This is a genomic window from Hydrogenophaga sp. RAC07, from assembly GCF_001713375.1.
GTDB lineage: Bacteria > Pseudomonadota > Gammaproteobacteria > Burkholderiales > Burkholderiaceae_C > Hydrogenophaga.
This window is the reverse complement of record NZ_CP016449.1, coordinates 1,080,640-1,096,733: the sequence shown is the minus strand read 5'-3', so window position 1 is coordinate 1,096,733 and position 16,094 is coordinate 1,080,640. Positions and strand designations below refer to the sequence as shown.

At 68.3% G+C, this 16,094-nt stretch carries 15 protein-coding genes; 10 read left to right on the top strand and 5 right to left on the bottom strand.

Annotated features, from left to right (window positions below; all coding sequences use genetic code 11):
- The first annotated feature begins 18 nt into the window (after positions 1-18).
- From BSY239_RS05050 to BSY239_RS05040, 3 genes are read left to right on the top strand one after another with little or no spacing between them, the layout of a single operon-like run.
- Positions 19-1,302 carry a Bcr/CflA family efflux MFS transporter gene (locus BSY239_RS05050; protein ID WP_069045887.1) on the top strand — a complete coding sequence of 428 codons (1,284 nt, stop codon included), beginning with the start codon at positions 19-21 and terminating at the stop codon, positions 1,300-1,302.
- An 8-nt stretch (positions 1,303-1,310) separates the two neighbouring features.
- Positions 1,311-2,276, top strand: a complete 966-nt coding sequence (miaA, locus tag BSY239_RS05045) for a tRNA (adenosine(37)-N6)-dimethylallyltransferase MiaA (RefSeq protein WP_069045886.1) — start codon at positions 1,311-1,313, stop codon at positions 2,274-2,276.
- Between the two features lie 5 nt (positions 2,277-2,281).
- Complete coding sequence (locus BSY239_RS05040) at positions 2,282-2,932, top strand: ABC transporter ATP-binding protein (protein WP_069048783.1); 651 nt, start codon at positions 2,282-2,284, stop codon at positions 2,930-2,932.
- A gap of 5 nt (positions 2,933-2,937) precedes the next feature.
- Here the strand turns inward: BSY239_RS05040 and BSY239_RS05035 are convergent, their stop codons facing one another.
- From BSY239_RS05035 to BSY239_RS05015, 5 genes are all read right to left on the bottom strand, one after another.
- Positions 2,938-4,149 (bottom strand): ROK family transcriptional regulator, encoded by a 1,212-nt coding sequence (locus BSY239_RS05035; RefSeq protein WP_069048782.1) that lies wholly within the window; start codon positions 4,147-4,149, stop codon positions 2,938-2,940.
- A gap of 52 nt (positions 4,150-4,201) precedes the next feature.
- Positions 4,202-4,654, bottom strand: a complete 453-nt coding sequence (locus tag BSY239_RS05030; protein WP_069045885.1) for an RbsD/FucU family protein — start codon at positions 4,652-4,654, stop codon at positions 4,202-4,204.
- Between the two features lie 2 nt (positions 4,655-4,656).
- Entirely contained in the window at positions 4,657-5,448 is a 792-nt protein-coding gene (locus BSY239_RS05025) for an ATP-binding cassette domain-containing protein (protein ID WP_069045884.1), read from the bottom strand.
- Positions 5,448-6,377, bottom strand: a complete 930-nt coding sequence (locus BSY239_RS05020) for an ABC transporter permease (RefSeq protein ID WP_069045883.1) — start codon at positions 6,375-6,377, stop codon at positions 5,448-5,450. Before BSY239_RS05020 ends, BSY239_RS05025 begins: the two co-directional genes overlap by 1 nt.
- Positions 6,378-6,582: 205 nt before the next feature.
- A complete protein-coding gene (locus tag BSY239_RS05015; RefSeq protein ID WP_069045882.1) occupies positions 6,583-7,599 on the bottom strand; it encodes a sugar ABC transporter substrate-binding protein in 1,017 nt (338 codons plus the stop codon).
- 129 nt (positions 7,600-7,728) lie between these two features.
- Between BSY239_RS05015 and BSY239_RS05010 the strand changes: the two genes are divergently transcribed.
- The 7 genes from BSY239_RS05010 to BSY239_RS04980 all read left to right on the top strand — a co-directional run bounded on the left by BSY239_RS05010 (position 7,729) and on the right by BSY239_RS04980 (position 16,034).
- A complete protein-coding gene (locus tag BSY239_RS05010; protein WP_069045881.1) occupies positions 7,729-8,742 on the top strand; it encodes a PfkB family carbohydrate kinase in 1,014 nt (337 codons plus the stop codon).
- A 135-nt stretch (positions 8,743-8,877) separates the two neighbouring features.
- On the top strand, positions 8,878-10,362 hold the full coding sequence (gene zwf / locus BSY239_RS05005) for a glucose-6-phosphate dehydrogenase (RefSeq protein ID WP_069045880.1): 1,485 nt from the start codon (positions 8,878-8,880) through the stop codon (positions 10,360-10,362).
- Complete coding sequence (gene pgl / locus BSY239_RS05000) at positions 10,359-11,057, top strand: 6-phosphogluconolactonase (RefSeq protein WP_069045879.1); 699 nt, start codon at positions 10,359-10,361, stop codon at positions 11,055-11,057. The genes zwf and pgl overlap by 4 nt, the downstream gene beginning before the upstream one ends.
- 116 nt (positions 11,058-11,173) lie before the next feature.
- Complete coding sequence (edd, locus tag BSY239_RS04995; RefSeq protein WP_069045878.1) at positions 11,174-12,997, top strand: phosphogluconate dehydratase; 1,824 nt, start codon at positions 11,174-11,176, stop codon at positions 12,995-12,997.
- A 15-nt stretch (positions 12,998-13,012) separates the two neighbouring features.
- On the top strand, positions 13,013-13,648 hold the full coding sequence (eda, locus tag BSY239_RS04990; RefSeq protein WP_069045877.1) for a bifunctional 4-hydroxy-2-oxoglutarate aldolase/2-dehydro-3-deoxy-phosphogluconate aldolase: 636 nt from the start codon (positions 13,013-13,015) through the stop codon (positions 13,646-13,648).
- Positions 13,649-13,662: 14 nt separating this feature from the next.
- On the top strand, positions 13,663-15,243 hold the full coding sequence (gene pgi, locus BSY239_RS04985; RefSeq protein WP_069045876.1) for a glucose-6-phosphate isomerase: 1,581 nt from the start codon (positions 13,663-13,665) through the stop codon (positions 15,241-15,243).
- A 131-nt stretch (positions 15,244-15,374) separates the two neighbouring features.
- Positions 15,375-16,034 (top strand): hypothetical protein, encoded by a 660-nt coding sequence (locus tag BSY239_RS04980; protein WP_069045875.1) that lies wholly within the window; start codon positions 15,375-15,377, stop codon positions 16,032-16,034.
- The last annotated feature ends 60 nt before the right edge of the window (positions 16,035-16,094 follow it).

Sequence of the window (16,094 nt, the reverse complement as noted above, 5' to 3'; positions counted from 1 at the left end):
TCTGCTACCCTCGACCGGATGCCCGCCACGCTGACTTCTTCTCCCACATCACCGGCCATGTCGCCCGGCCTGGTGGTGCTCACACTCTCCTTGCTGCTGGGCCTGCAGCCCATCGCCACCGACCTCTATCTGCCCGCCCTGCCCGCGCTCACCGAGGGCTTTGGCGCGGCCATGTCGCAAGCGCAACTCACGCTCACCGCGCTGCTGCTGGCGTTCGGCGTGTCCCAGATGTTCTGGGGGCCGCTGTCGGACCGGTTCGGTCGCCGTCCCATCCTGTTGATCGGCATGAGTGCCTTCGTGGTGGCCTCGGTGGGCAGCACCTTCTCGCCGTCGATTGAACAGCTCATCGTCTGGCGCGCGGTGCAGGGCGCGGCCATGGGCGCGGGCGTGATGTGTGCACGTGCCGTGGTGCGCGACCTCTACGCACCCACGGAAGGCGCGCGGATGATGTCCAAGGGCCTCACCGGCCTGGGCGTGATCGCCTGCGCCAGCGCGCCGCTGGGGGGCTTCTTGTCCGACCTGCTGGGCTGGCGCCTGTCGCTGATGGCCGTGGCCGTGTTCGGCGCCATCACGCTGGCCGTGATCGCCTGGCGGTTCAAGGAAACGCTGGCCGCGAAGAACCCGCGGGCGCTGCAGCCCGGCATGCTGCTGGGCACCTGGGTGCAGATCGCGCGCCATCCCACGTTCTGGGCGTTTGCGCTGCTGTCCGCCGCTTCGTACTGCGGCCTGTTCACGTTTCTGGCCGCCTCTCCTTTCGTGTTCATCCAGGTGCTGGGTCTGTCGAAAACCGCCTACGGCCTGACGATGATGACGATGTCGCTGAGTTACATCGTCGGCACCTTCATCTGCCGGCGCCTGCTGCTGGCGTTCGGCGTGCGCCGCACGGTGGCACTGGCCGCTGTGCTCACCTTGGCGGGCGGCACCAGCATGGGCGTGCTGGCGCTGCTGGAGGTGCGAAGCGCCTGGGCCATCATGCTGCCGTTCTACTTGTTCATGATGGGCCACGGCGTGCACCAGCCCTGCGGCCAGAGCGGAGCCGTCGGGCCGTTCCCGCAAGCGGCGGGCGCGGCCTCCGCACTCGCGGGTTTCATCATGATGATCGCGGCCTTTGTGGTGGGTGGATGGCTGGGCCAGAGCCTCGCTGCCATCCAGGCCGGCACCGGCACCGTGCTGCCGCTCACCAACGGCATCTGGTTCTGGAGCGTGCTCATTGCGCTCGCCGCCTGGACGCTGGTGCAGCGCTTCGGCGAAAGCCGGCCCGGGCCCGAGCGCCTGGCACCCGCCGACGTGACGCAAGGCTGACCCAGACCATGGCCCTCGTGTCCTGCATCGGCCTGGCTGGCCCCACCGCCAGCGGCAAGAGTGCGGCCTCGCTGGCCATCGCACAGCGCTGGCCGGTGGAAATCATCAGCGTCGACTCGGCCCTGGTCTACCGCGGCATGAACATCGGCACAGCCAAGCCCACGGCCGCCGAGCTGGCCCAGGTGCCGCACCACCTGATCGACATCCTCGACCCGTTGCAGAGCTACAGCGCCGCCGACTTCGTGCGCGACACCACGCGCCTGGTGGGCGAGATCAACGGCCGTGGCCGCACCGCCTTGCTGGTGGGCGGCACCATGCTGTATTTCAAGGCGCTGCTCGTGGGTCTGGACGACATGCCGCAGGCCGACGCTGCGGTGAGAGGAGCGATCGATGCGCGTGCTGCAACGCTCGGCTGGCCCGCGCTGCACGCCGAGCTGGCGCGGGTGGACCCGGTGACCGCCTCGCGCCTGCCGCCTTTCGATTCGCAGCGCATCCAGCGCGCGCTTGAGGTGTTCGAGGTTTCGGGCAAGCCGCTCTCCAGTTTTCAGACCGGGCGCACGCACAACCCCGACAGCCCGCTCGCACCCGAGCACCTGATCTCGCTGGAACCCCATGACCGCGCCTGGCTGCACGCGCGCATCGCGCAGCGCTTCGACGCCATGCTGGCCGAGGGCTTCATCATCGAAGTGAAGCGCCTGCGCGCGCGCGGCGACCTCTCCACCGACCTGCCCTCCATGCGCTGCGTGGGCTACCGCCAGGCCTGGGATCTGCTCGATGCCTATGGCAACACACTCAAGCCGGCGCAGGTCGCCGAGCTGCGCGAACTCGGCGTGGCGGCCACGCGCCAGCTCGCCAAACGCCAGCTCACCTGGCTGCGCTCCATGTCACAGCGCAAGGTCATTGCGTGCGACGCGCCCGACGCACGGGCGCGCGTGCTCGAATCGGTGCAAGCCCTGCTGGGCGCACCCATGTGATCTGCATGTCCCTCATCGTTGAACAGCTCGGCAAACGCTACGGCACCACCACCGTCTTCAGCGGCGTGAACCTCACCGTGGCACCGGGCGAGTTCATCGCCATCGTGGGCGAATCGGGCGTGGGCAAATCGAGCCTGCTCAACTGCCTGGCCGCGTTGGACGACTGGAGCGAAGGCCGCATCAGCCACGCCGGCGTGGACCTCGGTGGACTCAGCGACACGCAGCGCGCGCACTGGCGCCGGGAGCATCTGGGTTTTGTGTTCCAGGCCTTTCACGTGCTGCCGCACCTGGACGTGGCGCAGAACGTGGGCCTGCCCCTGCTGCTCCTGGGCCGGCCCGACACCGCGCGTGTGCAGCAGATGCTGGACGCCGTGGGCCTGGGCGATCTGGGCGCGCGATTGCCGGCCGAGCTCTCGGGCGGTCAGTTGCAGCGCGTGGCGATTGCCCGCGCGCTGGTGCACCGCCCCGGCCTGCTGCTGGCCGACGAACCCACCGGCAACCTCGACCCGGGCACCGCCGCGCAGGTGATGGGCGTGCTGGAGCAGCAGGCCCGCGAGAGCGGCGCGGCGCTGGTGCTGGTCACACATTCAACAGCCGCCGCCGCGCGCGCGCAGCGCGTGCTGCACCTCACCGCCAACGGGTTGCAGCCCGCCTGAGGTTCTCAGACCTTGAGGATCACGTCGTGGTCGGGCGCGAAGCAGGTGTGCAGCGGCAGCAACGCACCGCCCAGTGCACGCGCGTCCGAGCCGATGCTGCCCAGCTCCAGGCGCGGGCGGTGCAGGCCCTCCCAGTTGTAGGCCGCCAGCGCCGCGCGCGTGGCCTCGCACAGGGCGCGCAACAGGTCGGGCGCCACCGCGCCGTCCATCACCACCGCCTCGACATCGAGAAACGCCGTGCCCGAGACCACGCACTGCGCCAGCGCCGGCGCGGCGCGTGTCATCCACTCCTGGCTGTACGGCAGCCAGGGCGATTGCAGGGCCCGCGCGTCGTAGGCCGCCATCGGGTCCAGGCCGTGCTGGCGAAAGCGCTGCTCCAGGTCCCACAGCGAGGCTTCGCCAATGAGTTGCGGCGCCAGCTCTCCGCCCTGCGCCACGCGCAGCGGGAGTGATGCCACCGCGCCCGCGTTGCCGTGGATGCCGCGGTGCAGGTGCGAGTCGAGCACCAGACCACCCCCCACAAAGGTGTCCATGAACAAGTAGAGAAAACTGCGGATGTCGCGCCCGCGGCCCTGCAGCAGTTCGGCCACACAGGCGGCCGAGGTGTCCTTGGCAAAATTCACCGGCAGCTCGGTGAGCTTCTGCACCTCGGCGCCCAGGTCGATCTGGTTCCAGGCTTGCGATTGTTCGGCCGTGAGGCCCAGCATGCGGTGCCAGCCCCCCAGTTGGAACGGTGCCGCCACGCCCACACCCACCACGCGGTCGCTCAGCGGGCCGAGTTTCTTGAGCAGTCGGTTGAGGTTGGTCTTGATCGCGGGCAGCAGCACCGGGATGTCGGGGAAGGCGTAGTCCAGCACGAGGCGTTCGCGCACCTGTCCGGTGAAGTCCACCAGCAGCCAGTCGGCGCTTCGCCGGCCGATCTTGATGCCGATGGCGAACGCGCCGTCCGGGTGCAGGCCCAGTGGCACCGAGGGCTGGCCCACGCGCCCGCGCACGGGTGCCTCACGACGCAGCAACTGGTCTTCGTCGAGCCGCGCGGTGATCAGGCCGATGGTCTGGGCCGTGAGCCCGGTCAGGCGCGCGATGTCGGCCTTGGCCAGGCTGCCGTGCACGCGCAGCGCCTGCAGCACCACCCGCTCGTTGAACTGGCGCATGCCCACCTGGTTGGAGCCGCGCGGGCGCAGGCGCGGCTGGTCACCCGGTTCGGTGTCGGGCAAGGCTTCGGCGGCGGCGTCTTCGTTGTTCACTGCGTCGGGTTCGGTGTCGGATTCAGGTGCGCAAAGTGTCGCCGATGACACCCTTGCGCAGGATGAAGTTGCCCCAGGGCTGCAGCTCGCCGGTGACGACGATGGCGTAGGCCCTTTTCACGCGCTCGTAAAACGCGAACCGCTCCACCGCTTCGGCCTGGTCATCACGCAGGCCTTCAGCGGCCAGCACGGAGAGCGTCTCGCGCTGCAGGGCCGACCTGTAAGGCGCCTCGGTGCCGCCCACCTGCATGTAGGCCACGGGCTGCGGCACGTCGGCCGCCAACGGCAGCACGCTGGCCACGGCCTGCACCGTGCGCGCCATGCCCACGCCCGGCAGGCGCAGCACGGTCTTGCCCGCGCCCAGGCTCATGGCGGTGAAATTCGCGTCGGCCAGCACCAGCGCGTCGTCGTGGCCCATCTCGGCCAGCAACTTGAGCAGCTCGGGGCTGAGCAGGGGATCGATGCCTTTGAGCATGGTCAGGCCAGTGCCTCGGCAGGCAGTTCTTCGGCCAGCTTGGCGCCGGTCATCACGGCCACGGTGTCGCTCATGCTGATCACCTTGGGGTTGACCACCGCCGCGCGTTTGCCCAGGCGCGCGATGTGGATGCGGTCGGCGATCTCGAACACGTGCGGCATGTTGTGGCTGATCAGGATCACCGGCAGGCCCTTGTCGCGCACGCGGCGGATCAGCTCCAGCACCATGTTGCCCTCCTTCACGCCCAGCGCGGCGGTGGGCTCGTCCATGATCACCACGTGCTGCGCGAAGGCCGCCGCGCGCGCCACCGCCACACACTGGCGCTGGCCGCCCGAGAGCGTTTCCACCGCCTGCGTCATGTAGCGGATGCCGACCTTCAGATCGTTCATGCGCGAGATGCTCTCGCTCAGCATTTTCTTTTTGTCCATCATGCGCAGGAAGCTGCCCAGGAAGCCTGGGCGCAGGATCTCGCGGCCAAGAAACAGGTTCTCGGCAATCGTCATGGCCGGGGCCACGGCGAGGTCCTGGTAGACCGTTTCAATCCCGGCGCGGCGCGCGTCGATCGGGCTCTTGAAGTGGATGGGCTGGCCGTCCAGAAAGATCTGGCCTTCGTCGGGAATGGTCGCGCCCGACAAGGCCTTGATCAGGCTCGATTTGCCGGCGCCGTTGTCGCCGATCACGGCCAGGATCTCACCGGCGCGCAATTCGAAGTCGGCGCCGTCGAGTGCGGTGACCTGGCCGTAGCGTTTCACCAGGCCCCTGGCCTGGATCACCAAAGGTGCATTCGGGTTCATCAGCGCACTCCTTTGCGGGACATCTGATCCGTTGCGACCGCGAGGATCACCAGGATGCCGGTGACCAGGATCTGGTAGACCGAACTCACGCCCATGAGCGTGAGGCCGTTGCGGAACACACCCACGATGAGCGCGCCCACCAGCGTGCCCAGCAGGATGCCGCGCCCGCCAAACAGGCTGGTGCCGCCCAGCACCACGGCGGTGATGGCGTCGAGGTTCTCGGTCTGCCCGGCATTGGGGTCACCCGCGCCGATGCGCGCCACGCTGAGCATGGACGCGATGCCGTAGAACACGCCGGCCGCCACGTACACGCCCAGCAGCACCTTGTCGGTGGAAATGCCGGTCAGCCGTGTGGCCTCGGGGCTGTTGCCCACCGCATAGATGTGGCGTCCGGGCGCGGTCTCGCGCAAAGCGAGCCAGGTCACGAGGTAGAGCACCAGCATCAGGATCACGCCGTAGAGCACGTTGGTGCCGCCGATGCGAAACGACTGGCCCAGCCAGTTCATGCCCTCGGGGATGTCGGTGATGGTCTGCGAGCCGCTGTAGAGCTGGGTGATGGCAAACGCGATGTTGAGCGTGCCCAGCGTAACGATGAAGGGCGGCAGCTTGGCCTTGGTCACCAGCAGGCCATTGACCAGGCCGAACAGCGCGGTGGCGGCTATGCCCAGGGCAATGGCCACCGGTGCCGAGAGCCCGAAGTCGGCCGCCATCTTGGTCATGACGATGCTGCCCAGGGCCATGATCATCCCGCACGAGAGGTCGATGCCCGCGGTCAGGATGATCAGCGTCTGGCCAATGGCGATCGTGCCCACCACCATCACCTGCTGCAGGATCAGCGAGAAGTTCTGCAGCGTGAGGAAGCGGTCGCTTTGCGTGGCAAAGAACGCGCAGGCCAGCAGCAGGGCAATGAACGGCCCGAGCGTGCCCATGGGGGGTAGTTTGGAAGCCAGGGTTTTCACGACAGTTCTCCCAGATGGAACTCGGTCACCGCGCCGAAGCAAGGTCCGCAGGAGTGAAGTGCCCCCGACCAGGGGCAGCAAGGGTCCGGCTCCGCCGGCCCAAGGTGCCGTCCCCCCTCCAAGCCGAAGGCGCCAGAGAGGGGGGAAGCCGCGCAGCGGCGCAGGGGGGAGCACCTCACTTCACACCCCAGCAGAGGTCCATGCCGGTTTTCACGTCCTTGCTGTCCACACCGGCCACCGGCTTGGCCGCGATCAGGGTCACGCCGGTGTCGGTGTAGCCGCTGACCTTCTTGCCGGTCTTGGCGTATTCCACGCCGGCGGCGACACCCATGGCGGCCATGCGCAGCGGGTACTGCTGCGAGGTGGCGGCGATCACGCCGGCGCCCACGTCCTTGATGCCGGCGCAGCCGCCGTCCACCGACACGATGACCACGTCCTTTTCCTTGCCGGCGGCCTTGAGTGCCTTGTAGGCGCCAGCCGCAGCGGGTTCGTTGATGGTGTAGACCACGTTGATGCCCGGGTTCTTCTGCAGGCAGTTTTCCATGCCGGTCTGGCCCTTGGCCGCGTCACCGAAGCTGTCGGCCATGCACACCACCTCGGCCGGCTTGGCCAGGTCGTTGCTCTTGACGTCCAGCGACTTCAGGCCGTAGCCCTGGAGAAAACCGTTGTGGCGCTGGGCGCCCACCGGGTGGCCGGGGAACAGGTCGAGCGTGGCGATCACCGGGGCCTTGCCGCCGAGCGCGGCCTTGGCGTACTGGCCGATCAGCACACCGGCCTTGAAGTTGTCGGTGGCGAAGAGGCCGTCCACCGCGCTGACGGGGTCGGTCGGGCTGTCGAGCGCGATCACCATCACGCCCTGCGCCTGCGCGCGCTTGATGGCCGGGATGATGGCCTTGGCGTCGCTGGGGGTGAGCAGGATGGTCTTGGCGCCGGCGGCGATCATGTTTTCCATGGCGGTCACCTGGCCGGCGTTGTCGCCGTCGGTCTTGCCCGCCGCCGTCAGCAGCTTGGCGCCGAGCTTTTTGGCCTCGGCGTCGGCGCCCTCTTTCATCTTCACGAAGAAGGGGTTGGAATCGGTCTTGGTGATCAGGCCGATGACGGGCTGGGCCTGTGCGTGGGCCGTTGAAGCGGCCAGGGCGAGCACGGACAAGGCACAGGCTGTTGAAGCGAATGTGAATGCGCGGAAGGTCATGTTTGTCTCCTCAGGTGGAAGGAATCGGTCAAGGATCACGCCGCCAGACACTTGGGGTTTTCACGAGGCCCGTTGCGGTGTGGTTGGACTATATTTCGACTCAGGTTAATAAATCAACTGGATTTAGTTATGGTTTTCCCTAGCATCCCCGGAGCCGTTCAAGTCGCCACCGCTGGCGAAGCCCTCATCGATCTGATCGAAGACGCCGACGGGCGTCTGCGCCCCTGCGCGGGCGGCGCGGTCTACAACCTCACGCGCGCCCTTGGCCTGCAAGGGGTGGGCACGCTCTACCTCAACCCGCTCGCGGCCGATCGCTTCGGCCGACTCCTGGCCAACGGCATCGCGCAGGCCGGCGTGACGCTCGCCCAGCCGCAACCGGCGCACGAGCCCACGTCGCTCGCGGTGGTGGGTCTGGACGACCAGGGCAAGGCCAGCTACAGCTTCTACCGTGAGGGCGTGGCCGACCGGCAGGTGACGGCGCAGGGTTTGATCGCCGCCTGCGAAGCCCATCCGGGCCTTCGCATCACCGTCACCGGCTGCCTGGCGCTGGCGGCCGAGGACAGCGCCCACTACCTGCCCTGGCTGCGGGCCCAGCGCGCCGCAGGGCGCCTGGTGGTGGTGGACGCCAACCTGCGCCCGGCCGTGGTGCCCGACATGGATGCCTACCGTGCCAGCGTGATGGCCGCCCTGCAGCAGGCCCACCTGATCAAGGTGAGCGACGACGACCTCGACACGCTGGGCATCGATGGCGCAGACGCCATGCACCAGGCCGGCGCGCTGCTGGCCAGCACGTCCGCGCAGTGGCTGGCGCTCACCCTGGGCGCGGGCGGTGCGGTGCTGCTGACGCGCGATGGCCGGGCCTGGCACAGCGCCGAGTCGGCGCCGGTCACGGTGGTCGACACGGTGGGCGCGGGCGACTGTTTTCTGGCCGGTCTGCTGGTGGCTTTGCTGCAGCGCCCGGCCATGCACCACGCCACCCGAGCCGACGAACTGCGGCTGGACGCCACCGACGCGAAACACTTGCTGGCGCACGCCGTGGCCAGCGCCAGCCTGTGCGTGATGCAAACCGGCTGCACCCCGCCCAGCCTGGCCGAGGTGGTGGCCCGCACCACGGCCCAGCCACCGGTTTTTCGCACCCTCTGACTGGGCGCGCGCCGCTTCGGCGGTTAAGGTGGAGGCAACGCCCCATGCCCTGCCGGGCAGGCGTTGGCATCCTGTACCCGTTATGTAACTTAATTACATTACGATCCCGTTTTATCAAGTAACTTGATTAGATCCATGGTCACCTCAAGCCCCACCGCCGCCACCTCCGCCCCCCAGGTTCCGCTCGACCTGGTGATCTTCGGTGGCGCGGGCGACCTCTCGGTGCGCAAACTGCTGCCCGCGCTCTACATGGCGCACCTGCACCACAACCTGCCCGAGGCCACGCGCATCCTCGCACTCGGTCGCCAGCCCTGGGACCGCAACACCTTCACCGCCTTCGTCGACGACAAGGTGCGCGGCTTCATCGACGCCGAAGCGCTGGACGACGCGGCCTGGACCGCCTTCAAGGACCGGCTGGGCTATGTGTGCCTGGACGCGACACAACCCGCCGACTTCGCGGCCCTGGGCGCGGCGCTGCAGAACGGCTCCGACCGCGTCTACTACCTGGCCACCGCCCCCACGCTGTTCACCGGCATCTGTGCCCACCTCGCCAGCGCCGACCTGATCGATGCGCGCTCGCGCGTGGTGCTTGAAAAACCCCTCGGCCACGACCTGGCTTCGGCGCGCCAGATCAACGAGGAAGTTGGCCGCTTTTTCAGCGAGGCGCAGACCTTCCGCATCGACCACTACCTCGGCAAGGAGACGGTGCAGAACCTCATGGTGCTGCGCTTCGGCAACACCATCTTCGAACCGCTCTGGCGCAGCCCCTACATCAAGAGCGTGCAGATCACGGTGGCCGAATCGGTGGGCGTGGGCAGCCGCGCCGGCTTCTACGACGGCACCGGCGCGCTGCGCGACATGCTGCAGAACCACCTGTTGCAGCTGCTGTGCATCGTGGCCATGGAGCCGCCGGTCTCGCTCGACCCCGACGCTGTGCGGGACGAAAAGCTCAAGGTGCTGCGCTCGCTGCGCCCCATGACCGTGGCCGACGTGGCGCGCGACACGGTGCGCGGGCAGTACACCGCGGGCGCCTCCAACGGCGACAAGGCGGTGGGCTACCACCAGGAAGACAACGTGCCGCCCGACAGCGCGACCGAAACTTTCGTGGCCCTGCGCGCCCACATCAACAACTGGCGCTGGGCCAACGTGCCGATCTTTCTGCGCACCGGCAAACGCATGGCCGAGCGTCGCTCGGAAATCGTGATCGAGTTCGCCGACCTGCCCTACACCATCTTTCCGGACGCACCACGCCAGCCGGTCAACCGGCTCATGATCCGCCTGCAGCCCGAAGAACACGTGCAGCTGCAGATGATGGCCAAGGAACCCGGCAGCGGCATGCGTCTGCGCCCGGTGAGCCTGAACCTGGACCTCGAATCCGCCTTCAGCGCGCGCCGCGCCGAAGCCTATGAGCGCCTGCTCATGGACGTGATCAAGGGCCGCCTCACGCACTTCATGCGCCGCGACGAACTCGAAGCCGCATGGACCTGGGTCGAGCCCATCCTGGACGGCTGGAAGAACCTGAACGAGAAGCCCAAGGCCTACACCGCAGGCAGTTGGGGCCCGGCGGCCTCGTCGGCCCTGATGGCGCGCGAAGGCTCGGCCTGGGTGGAAGAATCATGAAAGAGCACGCCTGCAACTCGGCCGCCGAGCTGGCCTGGCAACTCGCCGACACCATCGCGCAAAGCCTGCACCTGGCCATCAACCTGCGCGGACACGCCGTGCTGGCGGTCTCGGGTGGCAAGTCGCCCATCGCGCTGTTTGAAGCGCTGCGCGTGCTGCCGCTGGAGTGGAAACGCGTGACCGTGCTGCTGGTGGACGAACGCTGCGTGCCGCACGACCACGCCGACAGCAACACCGCGCTGGTGCGCCAGCACCTGCTGAAAGACGACGCTGCAGCGGCCACCTTCGTTCCCTTCTTTGACACGCTGCCCGACACGCTGGATGAACCAGCGCTCATCCGCCTGGTGGACGCCGCCAACCGCCGCCTGGCCACCCAGCCCTGGCCGATGGACATGGCGGTGCTCGGCATGGGCGACGACGGCCACACCGCGTCGCTGTTCCCCGGCGCGCCCGGTCTGAACCAGGCGCTGTACAGCAGCGGCCCGGTGGCCTGGGTTCGCCCGGCCACGGCGCCCCACGCGCGCCTCACCCTCACCCTGCCCGCCCTGCTGGCCACGCGCGAACTCGCGCTGGCGATCAGCGGCGCCAGCAAGCTGGCCGTGTTCCAGCAAGCCCGCCTCGGCGCCGACGAAGCCCTGCCGGTGTCGCTCATCCTCAACCAGCACCAGACGCCCGTGAGTGTCTGGCTTTCTTGATGACCACCCCCGTCGCTTTGTCACTGCGTGTAGCCGCATCCCCCCTCCAGGGGGCAACACCTGCGGCCGGGCAAAGCCCGTTCCGCGGTGTTCACTTGAATTGAATCGGAGACATCATGACCACACTGCACCCGACGCTGCAACGCGTCACCGAACGCATCATTGAACGCAGCGCCTCCACCCGAGCCGCCTACCTGGCCTCCATGGCCGCACAGCGCAAGACCGGCACCCAGCGCGCCGGCATGGGCTGCGCCAACATGGCCCACACCACGGCCGCGCTGCCGGCGTCCGACAAGCTCAAGATCCACGCCGAACGTGCGCCGCACCTCGGCATCGTCACCGCCTACAACGACATGCTCTCGGCCCACCAGCCCTACGAGACCTACCCGCAGCAGATCCGCGGCATCGCCCACGGCCTGGGCGTGACGGTGCAGGTGGCCGGCGGCGTACCCGCCATGTGCGACGGCGTCACCCAGGGTGCGTCCGGCATGGAGCTCTCGCTGTTCTCGCGCGACGTGATCGCCCTGTCCACCGCGGTGGCGCTCTCGCACAACGTGTTCGACGCCGCACTGTTCCTCGGCATCTGCGACAAGATCGTGCCCGGCCTCTTCATGGGTGCGCTGCAGTTCGGCCACCTGAGCAACGTGTTCGTGCCCGCCGGCCCCATGACCTCGGGCCTGTCCAATGACGCCAAGGCCAAGGTGCGCCAGCAGTACGCCCAGGGCCTGGTGGGGCGCGAGGCCCTGCTCGAATCGGAAGCGCAGGCCTACCACAGCCCCGGCACCTGCACGTTCTACGGCACCGCCAACAGCAACCAGATGCTGATGGAAATCATGGGCCTGCACCTGCCCGGCGCGTCGTTTGTGAATCCCGGCACACCGCTGCGCGATGCGCTCACCGCCGAGGCCGTGAAGCGCTCCGTGGCCAACACCGGGCGCACAGGTGAACCGGCCATCTGCATGGCCGACATCGTGACCGAAAAAACCCTGGTCAACGGCATCATCGGCCTGCTCGCCACGGGCGGTTCGACCAACCACACGCTGCACCTCGTGGCCATGTCGCGCGCCGCCGGTGTGCTGGTGGACTGGGACGATTTCGCCGAGCTCTCGCACGTGATTCCGCTGCTGGCGCGTGTGTACCCCAACGGCAGCGCCGACGTGAACCACTTCCACGCCGCCGGCGGCATGGGCTACCTCATGCGGCAGTTGCTTGACGCCGGACTCTTGCACGCCGACGTGGCCACGGTCATGGGCTACGGCCTGCAGGCCTACACACAAGAGCCTTGGCTGGACGATGGCCAACTGGCATGGCGCCCGGTGCCCACGCAGAGCGGCGACACCTCGGTGGTGCGCCCGGTGGCCGAGCCCTTCAGCGCCGACGGCGGCCTGCGCCTGCTGCAGGGCAACCTGGGCCGCAGCGTGGTGAAGGTGTCCGCCGTGAAACCCGAGCACCGCGTGGTGCGTGCTCAGGCCGTGGTCGTGAGCGACCAGCAAGACCTGCTGGCGCTGTTCAATGCCGGCGAACTCGAGCGCGACTTCATCGCCGTGGTGCGCTACCAGGGCCCACGCGCCAACGGCATGCCCGAGCTGCACAAGCTCACGCCGCCGCTGGCCGTGCTGCAGGACAAGGGCTTCAAGGTGGCGCTGGTCACCGACGGCCGCATGTCCGGCGCCTCGGGCAAGGTGCCCGCGGCCATCCACCTCAGCCCCGAGGCCCTGGCCAACGGCCCGATCGCACGCGTGAAAGACGGCGACTGGATCACGCTGGACTGCGAGCGCGGCGTGCTCGAACTGGAGGTGGACGTTGACACCTTCAACGCGCGCGAGCTGCACCACCCCGACCTCAGCGCCAACCAGCACGGCACCGGCCGAGAGCTGTTCGCCATGTTCCGCCAGCACGCCAGCGTGGCCGAGCTCGGCGCATCGCCGCTGTTTGGCTGAACCCCAAGGAACACCATGACCACCTGCTTCACCCGCCCCGCTTTCACCTCGCGCGTCGTCCCCGTGATCGTGCTCAACGACGCGGCCCACGCCGTGCCGCTGGCCCACGCCCTGTTGGAAGGCGGCATCGATGTGATGGAGATCACCCTGCGCTCCAACGTGGCCCTGCACGCCATGGAAGCCGTCGCGCGCGCCGTGCCGCAGATGCACCTGGGTGCCGGCACCGTCACGCGTGTCGCCGAAGTCAGGCAGGTGGTCGCGGCCGGCGCCAGCTTCGCCCTGTCGCCGGGCTGCACCGACGAACTCGTGCACGCCGTGCGCGAAGCGAACCTGCCCTTCATCCCCGGTGTGATGACACCCGGCGAAGTCATGCGCGCACGCGACCACGGCTTCACGCTCATGAAACTCTTCCCCGCCTCGCAGGCCGGTGGCATCGGCATGCTCAAGGCGCTCGGCGCGCCGCTGCCCGACGTGCGCTTCTGCCCCACCGGCGGCGTGAGCGTGGACAACCTGCGCGACTTTCTGAAACTGCCCAATGTGGCCATGGCCGGTGGCTCGTGGCTCACCCCGGCCGATCTGCTGCGCAACGGAGACTGGGCCGGCATCACGAAACTGGCGCGCGAGGCCACCGCGATGGCCGCGCCCAACTGAGAGAGACGCCATCCATGAAACTGCCCACCACCCTGCCCGCCTGGCAGCAACTGCAGACACTGGCCGCCAGCCCCACGCCGCACCTGCGCGAACTGCTCACCGACAGCCACCGCGAGCACCGCATGGGCTTGACTGCCGCGGGCATTGCCCTGGACGCCAGCCGCCAGCGCCTCACACCAGCCATCCAGCAGGCACTGCTCGCGCTGGCCGAACAATCCGACGTGGCGGCGCAGCGCGACGCCATGTTCCGCGGCGACACCATCAACACCACCGAGGACCGCCCGGTGTTGCACGTGGCACTGCGGGGCGACCCGCTGCACGCCGGCCCCTGGGGCAATGCGGTGCAGGCCGATGTGCAACGCGAGCTGGCGCGTGTGTGCGACTTTGCCCAGGCGCTGAACGCGGGCGCCGTGCTCGGCTTCTCGGGCGAGGCCATCACCGACGTGGTGAACATCGGCATCGGCGGCTCCGACCTCGGCCCGCGCATGGCCATCGAGGCCCTGGCCCACCTGGCGGCCCCGGCCGTGCCCGGTGTGCGCGTGCACTGCGTTTCCAACCCCGACGCGTGGGCGCTGTGGAGCGTGCTGCGTGGTCTCGACGCGAAGCGCACCCTGCTCGTGGTCTCCAGCAAGACCTTCACCACGCAGGAAACGCTGACCAACGCCGCCAGCGCGCAACGCTGGCTGACCGACCACGGCTGCCCACCCGAGGCTTTGTCCAAACACCTCGTGGCCATCACCGCGAGCCCGGCACAGGCCGCCAGGCTGGGCTACCCGAGCGAGCGCACCTTCTTGTTCTGGGACTGGGTGGGCGGGCGCTACTCGGTGTGGTCGGCGCTGGGCCTGCCGCTGGCCATCGCCGTCGGCGCTGAAAACTTCCGCGCCTTCCTGGCCGGTGCGCGCGCCATGGACGAGCATTTCTGCACCGCACTGCCCGCGCAAAACCTGCCCATGCAGCTGGCGCTGACCGGCATCTGGAACCGCAACTTCCTGGAGATGCCCACCCAGCTCATCGTGCCCTACGCCTCGCGGCTGGCGCGCTTCACCCCCTTCGTGCAGCAGATGGACATGGAGTCCAACGGCAAGCGCACCCACACCGACGGCACGCCGACCACGGTGGACACCGGCCCCATCGTCTGGGGAGGCCTGGGCATCGACGGGCAACACGCCTACTTCCAGCTCATCCACCAAGGCCGACACACCGTGCCGGTGGATTTCATCGGTGTGCTGAACGAAGACACGCCGCTGCCCATGGCCGCCACGCACCACGGCGTCGTCAACCTCAACCTGCGCGCCCAGGCCCAGGCCATGGCCTGCGGACGCTCGCTGCAGGACACACAAGCCGCGCTGATGAAGGACGGCATGAGCGAAGCCGACGCGGCCGCCATGGCGCCGCACCGCACGTTCGAGGGCAACATTCCGAGCAACCTGCTGTGGCTCGACCGGCTGGACCCGATGCGCCTGGGCGCCCTGATCGCGCTGTACGAACACAAGGTCTTCACCCAGGCCGCGATCTGGCGCATCAACGCGTTCGACCAGTGGGGCGTGGAACTGGGCAAGACGATGGCCAAGGCGATGGAACAGCGCAAGGTTTGACACAGATCAAACCCGCCGCGATGGCACGCGGCGGGTGATTGAGTTTGCTCAGTGGGCGCGGCGAAGGCCTGCCTAGAGTGGATTTCGCAAGGGCAATGGCCCGTCTGCAAACCAACCGCTCTGGAGCCAACATGCACCCACGTCCCACCCCCCTGTCCGCCGCCCTGCTGGCCCTCGCCGGCTTCACCCTGTTGAACGTCTCCGGCTGCGCCACGCCACCGCCAACGGCCGAGCGCATGGTGATCTCACCCATGGGCACTGTGCTCACCTACCACCGCAAGAGTTCGGGCAGCCTGGGCACCTACGACGGCAAGGTGGTGTGGACACACACACCGTCCACCTGGCAGGGCAAGCCGGTGATTTCGTTCGGCGCACCGCAGGCCGGCACGGCGCTGCACGATCCCGTGAGCTTTGCGATGCTGGCCAACCTGACGCCCGACGGCAAACCCTTCATGGCGTTCGATCCACCGATCGACTACGCATGGCCGCTGACGGTGGGCCAGACCTGGAGCACACAGTACATGGTGACGGTCTTCGCCAGCGGCGCCCGGGTTCCGATGAGGCGCGATTTCAAGGTCGAGGCCTTCGAAGACGTGACCGTGCCGGCCGGGACCTTCAAGACCTGGAAGATTTCCTGGAAAGACAGCACGGGCGAGACCGAGACCCGCTGGATCAGCCCGGCGCAAGGCATTGCCACGGTCAAGCGCCACGTCGAACGCCCCACCACCCACGCGCAGGGGCCCGGTGTGCTCGACGCCGAGCTGCTGTCGCGCGACCTGCCCGCAAGATGATCCGCCCGACACCATGAAAAAAGCCGACCCCAAACGGGGTCGGCTTTCTCAGACCAGCGC

What these genes read in the sequence shown, in the direction of transcription:
- BSY239_RS05030 (WP_069045885.1), bottom strand. Translation starts at nt 4,654, where the DNA reads ATGCTCAAAGGCATCGATCCCCTGCTCAGCCCCGAGCTGCTCAAGTTG.
- pgi (WP_069045876.1), top strand. Translation starts at nt 13,663, where the DNA reads ATGAAACTGCCCACCACCCTGCCCGCCTGGCAGCAACTGCAGACACTG.
- BSY239_RS05015 (WP_069045882.1), bottom strand. Translation starts at nt 7,599, where the DNA reads ATGACCTTCCGCGCATTCACATTCGCTTCAACAGCCTGTGCCTTGTCC.
- zwf (WP_069045880.1), top strand. Translation starts at nt 8,878, where the DNA reads ATGGTCACCTCAAGCCCCACCGCCGCCACCTCCGCCCCCCAGGTTCCG.
- miaA (WP_069045886.1), top strand. Translation starts at nt 1,311, where the DNA reads ATGGCCCTCGTGTCCTGCATCGGCCTGGCTGGCCCCACCGCCAGCGGC.
- BSY239_RS05050 (WP_069045887.1), top strand. Translation starts at nt 19, where the DNA reads ATGCCCGCCACGCTGACTTCTTCTCCCACATCACCGGCCATGTCGCCC.
- BSY239_RS05025 (WP_069045884.1), bottom strand. Translation starts at nt 5,448, where the DNA reads ATGAACCCGAATGCACCTTTGGTGATCCAGGCCAGGGGCCTGGTGAAA.
- BSY239_RS05020 (WP_069045883.1), bottom strand. Translation starts at nt 6,377, where the DNA reads ATGGGCACGCTCGGGCCGTTCATTGCCCTGCTGCTGGCCTGCGCGTTC.
- eda (WP_069045877.1), top strand. Translation starts at nt 13,013, where the DNA reads ATGACCACCTGCTTCACCCGCCCCGCTTTCACCTCGCGCGTCGTCCCC.
- BSY239_RS05010 (WP_069045881.1), top strand. Translation starts at nt 7,729, where the DNA reads ATGGTTTTCCCTAGCATCCCCGGAGCCGTTCAAGTCGCCACCGCTGGC.
- edd (WP_069045878.1), top strand. Translation starts at nt 11,174, where the DNA reads ATGACCACACTGCACCCGACGCTGCAACGCGTCACCGAACGCATCATT.
- BSY239_RS04980 (WP_069045875.1), top strand. Translation starts at nt 15,375, where the DNA reads ATGCACCCACGTCCCACCCCCCTGTCCGCCGCCCTGCTGGCCCTCGCC.
- pgl (WP_069045879.1), top strand. Translation starts at nt 10,359, where the DNA reads ATGAAAGAGCACGCCTGCAACTCGGCCGCCGAGCTGGCCTGGCAACTC.
- BSY239_RS05040 (WP_069048783.1), top strand. Translation starts at nt 2,282, where the DNA reads ATGTCCCTCATCGTTGAACAGCTCGGCAAACGCTACGGCACCACCACC.